This is a genomic window from Pectobacterium brasiliense (assembly GCF_013449685.1).
Taxonomy (GTDB): Bacteria; Pseudomonadota; Gammaproteobacteria; order Enterobacterales; family Enterobacteriaceae; genus Pectobacterium; species Pectobacterium brasiliense_A.
Genome location: NZ_JACDSF010000010.1, coordinates 28,929 through 42,368 on the forward strand (window position 1 = coordinate 28,929; position 13,440 = coordinate 42,368).

The following is a 13,440-nucleotide window of genomic DNA, read 5'->3' on the forward strand; positions in this document are numbered from 1 at the left end:
CGATCCTTTCAGCACGCTTATACCCGTCATACTTCAAGTTGCATGTGCGTTGGCTTCGCTCAGTCACCCGAATCACTTACCTGAGTAAGCTCATCGGGACTCCTTCCCTTGCCGCCTGCCTGAAACTCGAATTATTTAGGGTATAGCCTAGTAATGCGTCTTCCCGTATACGCTCGGCATGTTTCGTTGCACTTTTTACCGCGTTGAGTGCGGGCTGGATTGTTGAATTTGATGAAGAATAATGCCACTATTGCGCGGTTTTTTAACGTCTCGTTCACCTGAACGCCCCTTTAAGCGTAGTTAGCGTATAGCTAAAGAGGATCGCCGATATGTCAGATTCATTGCTCATGGTGCAAAACGCTCGCGCCAGCTCGCTGATGACGTCACTGCGCGTTTCTTCTTCCCACCGCTGCGCGGTTTACTTTTCTTCCTGTCGATTATCCTCCTTCACCATGCGGTGAGGCGTTCGTTCGCTCGCTGTTAGGCATGAGTAAAAATAGAGTACGGCTCTGCTTTTACTGATGTCTATCGGATGGTGCTGGCTCCAGTTTTTCCATTCTTAGCCTACAGTTTACCTGTAGGGATCATACGCTTGTCGTTATTGATTGGCATTGTGATTGGTCGGGATTGTTATCCCTGAACGGTGTCTTCCAGGCACGTACACTTACCTTTAACCGTTTGGGTTTGGTTACATGAAACAGTTAAAAATTGCGGCGAATGCAGCGGTTGCCACCCGTTTAATCACAACGCGCGAGATTGTCGCGTTGAGTCAGACTGACTTCACGGATGTGGCGGCGGTCGTGGTTTCTATTGAGGAAGCCCGTAGCGGCATTCTGTCGATATTGCAGCACACCGGTTTTAGCATTCCGGCGTTTGTCGAAGAGCCTGATGAAGATAAAGAGTTAGATGTTCTGCCAGCGGGTAGCGAATGGCTGCTTCTTGATGACGACGGCGAGCACGCCAACGTGCTGGAGCGCGCGGCGAAAGCCTATCAGGATACGCTGTTGCCACCGTTTTTCGATACGCTGACCAAATACGTCAACATGAAAAACACGACGTTTGCCTGTCCGGGGCATCAAGGCGGCCAGTTCTTCCGCAAGCATCCGGCGGGGCGTCAGTTTTTTGAGTTTTACGGTGAGAACGTGTTTCGTTCGGACATCTGTAACGCGGACGTCAAACTGGGCGATTTGCTGATCCACGAAGGGGCGGCGAAGAAGGCTCAGAAGCACGCTGCGCGCGTGTTTAACGCCGATAAAACCTATTTCGTGTTGAACGGTACCTCCTCGGCGAACAAAGTGGTGACGAACGCGCTGCTGGCGCGCGGCGATCTGGTACTGTTTGATCGCAACAACCATAAATCTAACCATCACGGTGCGCTGATTCAGGCGGGCGCGACGCCAGTTTATCTGGAAACCGTGCGCAACCCGTTCGGCTTTATCGGCGGCGTGGATGCGCACTGTTTTGATGAAGCCTATCTGCGCAAGCTGATCGCGGAAGTTGCGCCGGAACGCGCCAACGAGCCGCGCCCGTTCCGTCTGGCTGTGATCCAACTTGGCACCTATGACGGCACGATTTATAACGCGCGTCAGGTGGTCGATAGCATCGGGCACCTGTGCGACTACATTCTGTTTGACTCCGCCTGGGTCGGTTATGAGCAGTTTATCCCGATGATGGAGCAGTGTTCGCCGCTGTTGCTGGATCTGAATGAGAACGATCCGGGGATTTTCGTGACGCAGTCGGTGCATAAGCAGCAGGCTGGCTTCTCCCAGACCTCGCAGATCCACAAGAAAGATACCCACATCAAAGGCCAGCGTCGTTTCTGCAACCATAAACAGCTGAATAACGCTTTTATGCTGCATGCGTCGACCAGTCCGTTTTACCCGCTGTTCGCCGCGCTAGACGTCAATGCCAAAATGCATGAAGGGGCAAGCGGGCGTCGGATGTGGATGGATTGCGTGAAGCTGGGCATTGAGGCGCGTAAGCAGTTGCTGACGCGTTGTTCGCTCATCAAACCGTTCGTGCCTGTGACGGTGGGCGGCGCGCTTTGGCAGGATCACGACACGGAGACCATCGCGCAGGACGTGCGCTTTTTCAACTTTGAGCCGGGCGAGAAATGGCATGCGTTCGAAGGATACGCTGAGGATCAGTATTTTATCGATCCTTGCAAGTTACTGCTGACGACGCCGGGTATTGATGCGATCAGCGGCGATTATACCGAATTTGGTATTCCGGCGACGATTCTGGCCAACTACCTGCGCGAGCACGGCATCATCCCTGAAAAATGCGACATGAACTCGATCCTGTTCCTGCTAACGCCAGCGGAAGACGCTGCAAAAATGCAGGAGCTGGTGAATGCGCTGGTGCATTTCGAAACGCTGATCGCTCGCGATGCACCGCTGAGCGAAGTGCTGCCTAGCCTGTATCAAAAATACAAAGAGCGTTATCGCGGTTACCGGCTGCGTCGGCTGTGTCAGGAAATGCATGATTTTTACGCTCAGCACAACGTGAAAGATCTGCAAAAAGCGATGTTCCGCAAAACCGAGTTTCCGTCCGTGGTGATGTTGCCGCAGGATGCCAACAGGGAATTTGTGCGCGGGAATATCGAGCTGATTCCTATCGACGAAGCAGAAGGACGCATCGCGGCGGAAGGGGCATTGCCGTATCCGCCAGGTGTACTGTGTGTCGTGCCGGGGGAAACCTGGGGCGGGGCGGTACAGCGCTATTTTCTGGCGCTGGAAGCGGGCATTAACCTGCTGCCGGGCTTTTCCCCAGAATTGCAGGGCGTTTACAGCATCGCAGAAGAAGATGGCAGCAAGCGCCTGTACGGTTACGTAGTAGAAGAGTAATTACGGATAGCGGTAAGCTAAGACACTCAGGCTCGGAAACGAGCCTGAGTTTTTTCTGTCTTAACCTTAACGCAGGCTGGATTCCTGCTGGTCGGCGAGCGTCACGGCTTCTCGCTGCTTTTTCAGCCCACGCCAGCCGATAATCAGCATGATCGCCAGTACCGGAATTGTCGCAACCGTCCAGGTGCCGTTCGGGTAATCAAACGCCATCAATCCCAGCACACTCACCAGAAAAGCCAGCGTCAGCCATGATGTCACAGGCGCACCGGGCATTTTGAACGCCACCGGCTTGGCTTTCCCCTGACGAATCGCTTTACGCAACTGCATCTGGCACAGAATGATGAATGCCCAGGAACAGATAATGCCGAGCGAGGCGATATTCAGTACGATCTCGAACACCTGCGACGGCACCACGTAGTTCAGCACCACGCCGATAATGTGGATGCCGACCGTGACTAAAATACCGGTATAGGGTACGGACTGGTTGCTCATTTTCGACAGGAACGCGGGAGCCGAACCACCCAGCGACAGCGAGCGCAGGATGCGCCCCGTCGAGTACAAGCCGGAGTTCAGGCTGGACAGCGCGGCGGACAGCACCACGATATTCATGATCGTGCCGATATAGGGCACGCCCAACTTGCTGAAGAACGTCACAAACGGGCTTTGTCCGGCCTGATACGCGTTCCACGGCAGCAGGCAGACCAACAGCGCGACAGAGCCGACGTAGAACAGGCCGATGCGCCAGATGACGCTATTGACCGCTTTCGGCAACACCTGCTCTGGGTTCTTACATTCGCCTGCGGTGGTGCCGATGATCTCAATACCGGCAAAGGCAAATATCACCCCTTGGACCAGCACCAGAGCGGGCAGAATGCCGTGCGGGAACAGGCCGCCGTTATCGGTAATCAGGTGCAGGCCGGGCGTGCTGCCATCCAGCGGGCTGCCCGTGCCGAGATAGACTGTGCCGACTACCAGAAAGATGGCGATGGCTGCGACCTTAATTAGTGCGAACCAGAACTCCATTTCGGCAAACCACTTCACACCGATCAGGTTCATCAGCGTGACGATGGACAGTGCACTCAGCGCGAACAGCCACTGTGGGACATCGGCAAATGTGCCCCAGTAGTGCATGTAGAGCGCGACGGCGGTGATGTCGACAATCCCAGTCATCGCCCAGTTGAGGAAGTACATCCAGCCTGCCACATAGGAGGCCTTTTCACCCAGAAACTCACGTGAGTACGACACGAAGCTGCCGCTGGTGGGGCGATGCACGATCAGTTCACCCAGCGCGCGCAGGATGAAAAAGGAGAAGATACCGCAAACCAGATAGACCAACGCCAGCGCTGGCCCTGCCATTTGCAGACGCGCACCTGCGCCAAGGAATAGCCCGGTGCCGATGGAGCCGCCAATGGCGATCATCTGCACATGGCGATTACCGAGACTCTGGTGATAACCCTTTTCGTGGAGACGTTGCTCGGCGGCATGACGCTCGCCATGAGGGGAGAAATGTTGTGTCATTGGTGTCCGTGCTTTCCTGTCTATCACGCATCTCTTGGCGACGCGTTCGCTATTATTATTTCGAATTCAATTGATTATGTTTTCGCCTGTGGCATTTTTTTATGTCGGACATTCCTGTCCGCCGTATGGCAGAAAACAACGGCAGCGATGCTACCTTTTCCTGTGTGCTGTGGCAAAAAATGGATAGTGGGAAAGTGTGTCAGAGCATGATGTGTGGGGGAGCGTGGGGCGTTAGGTAGGGAACCCCCTTCACCGCTCCGATTATGTGATAAATACCGGAGCGGGATGCGCGTAAAAGGTGATGGGTTACACGCCAAGATCTGCGCGCGTTGGCCCCTGAAAATGGATAGCGTTGATATGGCAACTGCGCGGTTGGATGAGCACGAAACGCATGGCTTCCCATACCGAGCGGGCGTTCAGCAGGTGCTCGCCCATTTTTTCCCCGCTAGCGGAGTCGGCGTTGTCATCAAAGCCAGTGACCTCAAAATCTGGCGGATAAAACCCCGTTACACGAATATTTTCCTGCGCGACATGATGCGCCAGATTCTGACTAAAACCGCTCATACCGTGCTTGGCGGCGAAGAAGGCGGGGTGGGCGATAGAGTCGTGGAACTGCGGGATGCCGCAGACGGAAACCATCGCCAGAATGTCGGCACCCTGTGAACGGCGTAAGCTTGGCAATAGCGCTTTAGTGAGCAGGATAGAACCGGTCAGGCCAGAATTGATGGTGCTGACGATATCTGCATCGGTGTCTCCTTCCCCCAATGCGCCTTCCAGCCATTGGGCGGCGCTGAGTACCAGAATATCGACGGGCGTGCTGTCTTCCAGCAGTTGTGCGGAAAAATCTCTGACCGAATCAGGATTAGCAATATCGCACTGATACGCGCGTGCCGTGCCGCCTTCCTGATGAATAATGTCGACGCTGGCCTGTGCATCGGCCAGTTTGCGGGCGCAAAGATCGACCTTCACCCCTTCGCGAGCCAGCCAGACGGATACCGCTTGTCCAAAATCACGACCACCGCCAGTGACAATCGCGCGTTTACCTTTCAGCATCATGTGTTCCCTTGGTAAAGAATATTCTTCCGTTGCTGCGTATCCGGTGATAGGGCGGGACGCAGCATAAATATGTTCGTTAGGTTTTCTGTGAAGCTGCCTGTGCGGCGTCTTCTTCCGCCTGCCGTAAAATGGCTTTGGCGACCCACTGCGTGACATCCTGAATGCCGTCTTCTTCCAGATGCCAGATATCTTTCAGCACCAGGAAAACCTCCGAACCATAAATAAGCGATAAGGCATAAATCACCCGCTGTTGTGCTTCCGGCGTGATTTTTCCTTCCAGCGGTTCAGTGGCTATTTTGAGCAGGCGTTTACGATTACCACGCGTCAGCGTGTCCGTATGCAGGCGATTGGAACGTCGATCGGCCCATTGTTGCAGTGACAGGTGCAGTGCGGCACGCAGCGCACCTTCATGTTCCAGCATCCTTGGGTAAGCAAAGCGTAGCAGTTCGGTAACGCGTTCGCTGGCATCCGGCTGTGTCGGGTGCCATGCCAGAATCGGGCCGAGGCTTTCACCGACAACGGCGGAGACTAACGCACTTTGCGTCGGAAAATAGCGGTAGGCCGTCGCGCGTGAAAGTTGAGCCGCAGCAGCAACATCCGTAATGGAAGGGAATATGCCTTGATCGAACATATTTATAGCAGTATCAATTAGTAAACGACGGGTTTTCGCCCTCGTTGATGTCAGTTTTTCATCCCGTTCAATCACATAGACCTCATTGAATTTTCGGGCCGGACGGCGTTGTCGCGTGAACTATAGCAAATTGAGTGATTCTTGTGCCATGTCAAGATTTCTTACTGTTAATGTAATGCCATACATAACATTTTGAGACTTTTGTCTCATTTGAATATTTAATGGTTTGTCTTTCTGATACTCAAGTCTCAATATGGCGATAAATTAATCTTTTCTGTTTTTATTTTAATATAATTGTCTTTATATCAATCTATTAATTGTTTCGCTAACGGTGGGAGGGATACCAAGTGGGAAGTGAAGTTGGCCGCGTTTATATTGCAAGTACCGCTGATACTAAAGGAAAAGAACAGGTTTACGTCCGCGACCTGATTGCCGCTACGGGCTTAAAAACCGTCATGGTCGATCTGTCAACGACACCACCGTCAGCAGATAAACGGGGGTCAGAGGCGACAGATATCAGCGCCGCAACGGTGGCCTCTTACCATCCGCAGGGCGCATCGGCGGTGTTTTGCCATGACAGAGGTCAGGCAATTAGCGCCATGGCCGTTGCGTTTGAGCACTTCATGCTGTCCCGCGATGATATTGCTGGGGTGCTGGGTCTCGGCGGCTCCGGCGGAACCGCGCTGATTACGCCTGCGATGCAGGCATTACCGATTGGTATGCCGAAGCTGATGGTCTCGACGATGGCCTCCGGCGATATCTCCGGTTATATCGGTGCCAGCGATATCAGCATGATGTATTCCGTTACCGATGTGGCGGGCCTGAACCGTATTTCTCGTCAGGTTCTCGGCAATGCCGCACACCAGATCGCCGGCGCCGTGACGTTTCATATTCAGGAGCATCATGACGATAAGCCCGCGATTGGCCTGACCATGTTTGGTGTCACGACGCCATGTATTCAGGAAGCCAGTGCATTGCTGGAAGCCGAGTTTGACTGTCTGGTCTTTCACGCGACGGGCAGCGGTGGGAAGGCGATGGAAAAGCTGGTGGATAGCAATTTGCTTACTGGTGTGCTCGATCTCACCACGACAGAGGTGTGCGATTTACTGTTTGATGGCGTGCTGGCCTGCGCGCCGGAACGGTTTGATGTGATAGCCAAGACGCAGGTGCCTTACGTGGCGTCCTGCGGCGCGCTGGACATGGTGAATTTTGGTTCTCCCGCCAGCGTGCCGGAGAAATACGCGCATCGCCTTTTCTACAACCACAACGCGCAGGTCACCCTGATGCGGACGACGATAGATGAAAATATCGCGATGGCGCGCTGGATTGGGGAGAAGCTGAACTGCTGTGAAGGCGAGGTGCGCTTCCTGATTCCGGAAGGCGGCTTCTCCGCGCTGGATGCACCGGATCAAGCATTCTGGCACCCAGAAGCCCGTGACGCATTTATCAGCACGCTGGAGCGTGTTGTGCAGAAAACGGCAAAACGACAGATTATTCGTCTGCCTTTCCATATTAACGATCCTTTATTTGCCCAAGCCGCAGTCGATGCGTTTAGGGCGTTAGTGAAATAAGAAGGGAGAAGCATAATGTCAGGCATGAATCGTCAGGAACTGCTGGCAAAATTCCGCGAAATGATCGCGCGCCGCGAACCGATTATCGGCGGTGGTGCAGGTACAGGCCTTTCCGCGAAATGTGAAGAAGCGGGCGGTATCGATCTGATCGTGATCTACAACTCCGGGCGCTATCGCATGGCGGGACGAGGTTCGCTGGCTGGCCTGTTGGCTTACGGCAATGCGAATGAGATTGTCGTGGATATGGCGAAAGAGGTGCTGCCCGTTGTGAAGCACACGCCGGTACTGGCGGGTGTAAACGGAACCGATCCTTTCTGTCAGTTTGATAAATTTCTGGATGACCTGAAAGCGCTGGGTTTTTCTGGCGTGCAGAACTTCCCAACCGTTGGGCTGATTGACGGTAATTTCCGCGCCAATCTGGAAGAAACTGGCATGGGATATGCGCTGGAAGTGGACATGATTCGTCTGGCACATGAAAAAGACATGCTGACCACGCCTTACGTGTTCAGTGCGGCAGATGCCGTCGCGATGACGAAAGCGGGGGCGGATATTATTGTGCCGCACATGGGGTTAACCACCGGTGGCAACATTGGCGCGGAAACCGCGCTTAATCTGGCGGATTGCGTGCCGTTGATTAATCACTGGGCGGATGAAGCGAAATCCATCCGTAAGGATGTGATTGTACTGTGCCACGGCGGACCGATTTCAACACCGCAGGACGCACAATTCATTATGGATCACTGCCCGCAGTGCGATGGCTTTTACGGTGCCAGCTCTATGGAGCGGCTGCCGACAGAAACCGCATTAACGGCGACTACACAGCAATTCAAAAAAATTAAGCGATAACAGACTTTTTTGGCTATATACCTAAGCTGATGTCCAAAAGTAGGAAGAAGGCAGGTAAATTTTGCGCCACTATCAGGGAATGCGGCCAGCACATGCTGGCCGCAGTTTTTTGTGAGCGACAAATTTATGTACCACAGAGAAGGACTAAATAGCGTTTTAGGTCGCACAGAGAAGAAAGCTATTGTTATAAATGCTATTTTTCACAAAGCAAAAAACTTGGAGAAATAGGCATGACATGGCGTATCACGATAGGGTTGATAACGAATTTACTACTCAGTTTTGCCGTTATGGCAAACGCGGGCATTGGGTTTCAACACATCACGTTAGCGGATGAGGCCACTAACAGGCCGTTAGACGTCGCCGTCTTTTATCCTGCATCATCATCCTCACAGACCACGACCATGGGTGAAAATGTTGCTTTTCCCGGCATTGCTGTGAGTAGAAATGCTGTGCCTGAACTCGGTGAACACCCTTTGATTGTGGTTTCACATGGCTACGGCGGGAGTTGGTTTAATCAATTCTGGCTGGCGCAGGTGTTGGTTAAACAAGGCTATATTGTCGCTGCGCCCAATCACCCTGGAACCACGACGCAAGACATGCGCCCTGAGAACGCTCAGGCACTGTGGCAACGGCCTCATGACCTCAGCCGGGTGATTACGGCATTACTCTCTATGCCAGAGAAGACGGGGCAGGTTGATGCGAAGCGCATTGCCGCCGTGGGGCATTCACTCGGTGGATGGACGGTGTTGGCGCTGGCTGGTGGGCGTTTCAGTACGGAGCAATTTGAGAAAGATTGTCTGACGCACGCTGGGCTGGCGTCCTGCAAAGTCTATGAAGAGATGCAGGTCGCAAAAAGTGCCACATCGCGGGCACAGCTTGATAAGTCACTTGCCGATCCACGTATTAGCGCGGTGGTCTCGCTGGATATGGGGCTGGCGCGAGGGTTTACCGCAGAGAGTCTGGCGGCAATAAACATTCCTATCTTGATTATGGCGGCGGGGTATCCCAATGAGGAATTACCCGCCAGGCTGGAATCTCACGATTTGGCGCAGAAGCTGTCGCCAGCGCATTCAGCGTATAAAGCAATTGCCGACGCAACGCATTTTAGTTTTATGCAGCTTTGTAAGCCGGGTGCTGTTGAGATTATCAACGCCGAGAACCCGGGCGACGGCATGATTTGTCTCGATGGCGGTGAGCGTTCGCGTGAACAGATCCATCAGGAAGTTGGGAAGGATGTCAGCGATTTTCTTCAGGCGGCGTGGCGGAAGCCGTAGTCTGTTCCTGAAGTGGGTACTGACTACGCCAGACGCTCGGACTTACCCCCGTTAGCCGCAAAAATTCGCGGTTGAAGTTTGATTTAGTCTGAAACCCGCTGGCCAGCATGATATCGGTGATTCGGTCATCCGTTTGGCTGAGGAGGCGCTTAGCCTCCTCGATGCGGTATTCGTTCATTACCTGCGAGAAATTACGACCGTGAACGCGGTTGATGGTTTCGGACAGGCGTCTGAGCGGTATGCCCATGCGCCTGCTCAGACGCTGAAGCGTCATGCCCGGATCGGTGTACAGCGCGTGAGTGCGGATGAAATCATCTAACGCTTTCGCGAGCTGGTGCTCGTCTTCGGTGGCGGGTATGGCTTCATGCTTCTGGTCAGGCGTCGCGACAAGCCCTGCCTGCGGTGACGTGCGGTATGTGACGATCAGCAGGGTCAATATCGCCAGCATGATGATGTGGAATGCGGTGATGATGGTTGCTGCGCTATTGCCGCTGTAGAACGCGATATCCAGAGCAATGACGGTGTCGATAGCGCCGGAGATAAGCACATACAGCCCGGCGATAAACGGCGCGCTTTTCCACTTGGGTGATGACGTTTGTAGACGGCGAGCGCGGTAAATCAGCGCTGCCCCATAACCGAAGTAAATACTCACCAGCATCAGATCGATAAGCGGAACGGGTGTTCTGTTCTGGATCGCGCCTGCGCCAAGGATGAGTAAAGGCGGTAACAGATGCCAGAGAGAATGTCGGCGTCTGCGGGTTATGTCCTCAGATGCCTTGTCGCCGTGGGGGAAAAGGCACAGCCATAGCAGCGGCGGAATTAATGCGGCAATCGCGGGTTGAATAAACGCGGGTAAGGCAACATGACTGCCCCAGCGTAACGCCACCAGCGTCAGGGCAAGACAGCTTACGCCGATGAGTATCGCTTCTGCCGTTGCACTGCGTTTTTTAGTGTTCTTGTTATGGGAATGGTTGTGAATAGCCAGAAACTGGATGCGAAAAAACAAAATAACCAGCAGAAGTGCGGTAATCAACGGTAAAGGGATCGCGGTCATCGTGTTTATCAACAACGTTATTGTAGATATCTGGTCTGATGAAACCGTGCTACCGGAGTAAACCCGGTAGCACGGCGTTCTGTGGTGCGCGTGAATTAGCGGCGGTAATTTTTCTGTGCCGTGTTCACTTTGTACAGATAGCGACGTGATTCACCAGACGGGTGCTTCGTTGTCAGCGTCTGGTAGACATCGCTCGGTGACATGTTGTTGATAATGCCCACGGCGCGATCGCGATCGCTGGAGAAGACGCGTAACACGCTGCCTGCGCCACCGTTATACGCGGTGATGACGGCATAGCGTTTCGACGTCGGGTTCTCGATGCCGGCCAGATAGCTGTTCTTCAGAATCGACAGATAGGCGGTACCTGCGTCGATGTTTTGTTCTGGATCGAACAGATAGCTGCGACTCGGTTGTCCCCATTTCCCTTTCATCTTGAAGACGTCACGTCCTGCGCTGTGCTGTACCACCTGCATTAGACCCAGCGCATCGGAACGGCTGACGGCGTAAGGGTTGAAGCTCGATTCTGTCTGCATAATCGCCAGAATCAGCGACTCTTCAATACCGTAACGCTCGGAGGCTTTACGCACCAGCGGCAGGTATTTGTGCGCACGCTTATCCAGATGGTTAGGGACAAGCTGCATCGTGACCGACCAGATAACGTGCATGCCGGAGGTGCGTTTTTGCAGACGGTTCTGGAGCAGGTAATCTGCAAAGCTGGCGGCACGGCCTTCCCAGCGGATCGGCTGTCCGGTGTTGTCCAGCACCTGTCCGTACAACAGCGGTTCGCGGCTGATTTGAATATCGTTAGCGTCGGAATACAGATCGGTGTTACTGGCGTCATCGCCCATCAGCAGGGTCGTGATAATCGCCTGGCGCAAGCTGGCAACGGAATTGGTTGCCGAAATGGTTTCGATCGTGATTGAACCGGCATCAAAGTTGATGTGGCTACGCGTCTTATATTGATCGGTGTATTTGACGTAGTCTTTCGGGCCGGCGATCAGTACTTCATTCATCCCCCAGATATTTTCGATGTTGTTGGCGAACTGGCCCATCAAAATATCGAAGGCGTTGGTATCCTTGAGAAACTCTTCGTCGTTGGCATTCCCTTTGTTTCCTGAACAGGAAACCAGCAGTGGTGCAATCACCAGCAGAGCTAACATTTTCTTCATATAACAAGCCGTGTCGGAATGGGGACGTAAGCGGGCCCGAAAGCCCGCAATCTCAGTGGCTCGGAGGCGTATAGCCTTCGATGTGTACGTCCTTCCCTTCAAACAGGAATTTGATCATTTCCTGTTCCAGCAGCTTACGGTCGTCAACATTCATCATGCTGAGTTTTTTCTCGTTGATCAGCATGGTTTGCTTGGTTTGCCACTGCGCCCAGGCTTCTTTGGAAATGTCGTTATAGATGCGCTTGCCCAGATCGCCCGGATAGAGCTGGAAATCCTGCCCTTCGGCGTCGCGTTGTAAAAAAGTACAAAAAATCGTTCTGCTCATGCTTCTTCCTCATCAATTTCGCAGGCTTTCAAATGTGTTGACTGCGGGTGAGCCAACTCCCTCAGCAAGCGTTCTACCGGGGCGGCCAGTCCGACAGACGGCGGCTGCGCTAAGTTATACCAGAGACCTGCACCGTCATCCATGCAGGACCGGTTTTGTGAGCGATCGGTCTGCGATACGTCCAGCCAGAGCGGAACGATATCCAGATGAAAATGGCTAAATGTATGGCGAAACGCGACAAGCTGTTGCAATCCATCAGGATTCAGACCGCGTTGTTGCAGCCAGAGTTCCAATTCCCGACGTTCGCTGAACTGTGGGAAGCAAAATAGCCCGCCCCACAGGCCGACGGCAGGTCGCTGTTGCAGCCAGACCTGAGAACTTTGTTGCATCAGCAGGAACCAGCCGGTTTTCTCCGGCAGCGTCTGCTTCGGTTTCTTGCCGGGGTATTGCGCCCAGCTGTGGTTGGCATAGGCAATGCAGCCGGTGTTCAGCGGGCACAGCTCGCACTTGGGGCGACTGCGGGTGCAGACCATCGCACCGAGATCCATCATCGCCTGATTAAACTGGCTGACGCCCTCGGCTGGCGTGACGTCTTCACTTCGTGCCCACAGTTTCTTTTCGACCTCTTTCTTGCCCGGCCAGCCGTCAACGGCGTAGCAGCGTGCCAGCACGCGCTTCACGTTACCGTCGAGAATGGGGTAATGCTGGCCGAGAGCGAGCGACAGCACCGCGCCAGCGGTGGAACGTCCGACGCCTGGTAATGCCGCGACTTCATCAAAGGTGGTGGGGAACTCGCCGCCGTGACGTGACACGATGGTCTGTGCCGCTTTGTGCAGGTTGCGCGCGCGGGCGTAGTAGCCCAGCCCGGTCCACAAGTGGAGCACTTCGTCCAGCGGCGCTGCCGCCAGTGCGTTTACGTTCGGAAAGCGTTCCATAAAGCGTTGGAAATAGGGAATAACCGTGGTGACCTGCGTTTGTTGCAACATCACTTCGGATAGCCATACTTTATAGGGAGTTTTCTCAAGCTGCCACGGCAGGGTTTTGCGGCCATAGCGTTGATACCAGTCCAGCACCTGATGGGCGAACTGTTGCGCTTGCATCATAAAATGGGGTCACTATCCGGCAGGTAAAAAGTTTGATAGCGATTCCA

General features: G+C 53.8%; 12 protein-coding genes. 5 read left to right on the top strand and 7 right to left on the bottom strand.

The features are described 5' to 3' along the window. The first annotated feature begins 329 nt into the window (after positions 1-329). On the top strand, positions 330-461 hold the full coding sequence (locus H0248_RS22035; RefSeq protein ID WP_257981536.1) for a hypothetical protein: 132 nt from the start codon (positions 330-332) through the stop codon (positions 459-461). A 231-nt stretch (positions 462-692) separates the two neighbouring features. Further along, entirely contained in the window at positions 693-2,846 is a 2,154-nt protein-coding gene (locus tag H0248_RS04400; protein ID WP_180784913.1) for an ornithine decarboxylase, read from the top strand. Between the two features lie 66 nt (positions 2,847-2,912). Here H0248_RS04400 and ansP read toward each other — a convergent pair whose 3' ends face one another. The 3 genes from ansP to H0248_RS04415 all read right to left on the bottom strand — a co-directional run bounded on the left by ansP (position 2,913) and on the right by H0248_RS04415 (position 6,126). Beyond that, entirely contained in the window at positions 2,913-4,364 is a 1,452-nt protein-coding gene (gene ansP, locus H0248_RS04405; RefSeq protein ID WP_180784914.1) for an L-asparagine permease, read from the bottom strand. 306 nt (positions 4,365-4,670) lie between these two features. Then, the gene (locus tag H0248_RS04410) at positions 4,671-5,417 is read right to left on the bottom strand and encodes an SDR family oxidoreductase (RefSeq protein ID WP_180784957.1); all 747 of its coding nucleotides are present in this window, start codon (positions 5,415-5,417) and stop codon (positions 4,671-4,673) included. A gap of 79 nt (positions 5,418-5,496) precedes the next feature. Beyond that, positions 5,497-6,126 (bottom strand): TetR/AcrR family transcriptional regulator, encoded by a 630-nt coding sequence (locus H0248_RS04415; protein WP_180784915.1) that lies wholly within the window; start codon positions 6,124-6,126, stop codon positions 5,497-5,499. Between the two features lie 272 nt (positions 6,127-6,398). On the opposite strand from H0248_RS04415, the gene H0248_RS04420 reads away from it, so the two are divergent. The 3 genes from H0248_RS04420 (at position 6,399) to H0248_RS04430 (ending at position 9,742) form a co-directional block, all read left to right on the top strand. Further along, a complete protein-coding gene (locus H0248_RS04420; protein ID WP_180784916.1) occupies positions 6,399-7,622 on the top strand; it encodes a Tm-1-like ATP-binding domain-containing protein in 1,224 nt (407 codons plus the stop codon). A gap of 15 nt (positions 7,623-7,637) precedes the next feature. Then, positions 7,638-8,468 carry a phosphoenolpyruvate hydrolase family protein gene (locus H0248_RS04425; RefSeq protein WP_039472174.1) on the top strand — a complete coding sequence of 277 codons (831 nt, stop codon included), beginning with the start codon at positions 7,638-7,640 and terminating at the stop codon, positions 8,466-8,468. Positions 8,469-8,698: 230 nt separating this feature from the next. Further along, positions 8,699-9,742, top strand: coding sequence for an alpha/beta hydrolase family protein (locus H0248_RS04430; protein WP_180784917.1), 1,044 nt, complete (start codon positions 8,699-8,701; stop codon positions 9,740-9,742). Here H0248_RS04430 and H0248_RS04435 read toward each other — a convergent pair. The 4 genes from H0248_RS04435 to mutY all read right to left on the bottom strand — a co-directional run bounded on the left by H0248_RS04435 (position 9,705) and on the right by mutY (position 13,393). Beyond that, positions 9,705-10,796 (bottom strand): helix-turn-helix domain-containing protein, encoded by a 1,092-nt coding sequence (locus H0248_RS04435; protein ID WP_180784918.1) that lies wholly within the window; start codon positions 10,794-10,796, stop codon positions 9,705-9,707. The genes H0248_RS04430 and H0248_RS04435 overlap by 38 nt on opposite strands. A gap of 95 nt (positions 10,797-10,891) precedes the next feature. After that, the gene (gene mltC, locus H0248_RS04440; RefSeq protein WP_010282844.1) at positions 10,892-11,965 is read right to left on the bottom strand and encodes a membrane-bound lytic murein transglycosylase MltC; all 1,074 of its coding nucleotides are present in this window, start codon (positions 11,963-11,965) and stop codon (positions 10,892-10,894) included. A 52-nt stretch (positions 11,966-12,017) separates the two neighbouring features. Further along, complete coding sequence (locus H0248_RS04445) at positions 12,018-12,290, bottom strand: oxidative damage protection protein (protein ID WP_014700955.1); 273 nt, start codon at positions 12,288-12,290, stop codon at positions 12,018-12,020. Then, a complete protein-coding gene (mutY, locus tag H0248_RS04450; RefSeq protein ID WP_180784919.1) occupies positions 12,287-13,393 on the bottom strand; it encodes an A/G-specific adenine glycosylase in 1,107 nt (368 codons plus the stop codon). The genes H0248_RS04445 and mutY overlap by 4 nt, the downstream gene beginning before the upstream one ends. Between the last annotated feature and the right edge of the window lie 47 nt (positions 13,394-13,440).

Coding starts and splice junctions, on each gene's coding strand:
- H0248_RS22035 (WP_257981536.1), top strand. CDS start 330: ATGTCAGATTCATTGCTCATGGTGCAAAACGCTCGCGCCAGCTCGCTG.
- H0248_RS04400 (WP_180784913.1), top strand. CDS start 693: ATGAAACAGTTAAAAATTGCGGCGAATGCAGCGGTTGCCACCCGTTTA.
- ansP (WP_180784914.1), bottom strand. CDS start 4,364: ATGACACAACATTTCTCCCCTCATGGCGAGCGTCATGCCGCCGAGCAA.
- H0248_RS04410 (WP_180784957.1), bottom strand. CDS start 5,417: ATGCTGAAAGGTAAACGCGCGATTGTCACTGGCGGTGGTCGTGATTTT.
- H0248_RS04425 (WP_039472174.1), top strand. CDS start 7,638: ATGTCAGGCATGAATCGTCAGGAACTGCTGGCAAAATTCCGCGAAATG.
- H0248_RS04430 (WP_180784917.1), top strand. CDS start 8,699: ATGACATGGCGTATCACGATAGGGTTGATAACGAATTTACTACTCAGT.
- H0248_RS04435 (WP_180784918.1), bottom strand. CDS start 10,796: ATGACCGCGATCCCTTTACCGTTGATTACCGCACTTCTGCTGGTTATT.
- mltC (WP_010282844.1), bottom strand. CDS start 11,965: ATGAAGAAAATGTTAGCTCTGCTGGTGATTGCACCACTGCTGGTTTCC.
- H0248_RS04445 (WP_014700955.1), bottom strand. CDS start 12,290: ATGAGCAGAACGATTTTTTGTACTTTTTTACAACGCGACGCCGAAGGG.
- mutY (WP_180784919.1), bottom strand. CDS start 13,393: ATGATGCAAGCGCAACAGTTCGCCCATCAGGTGCTGGACTGGTATCAA.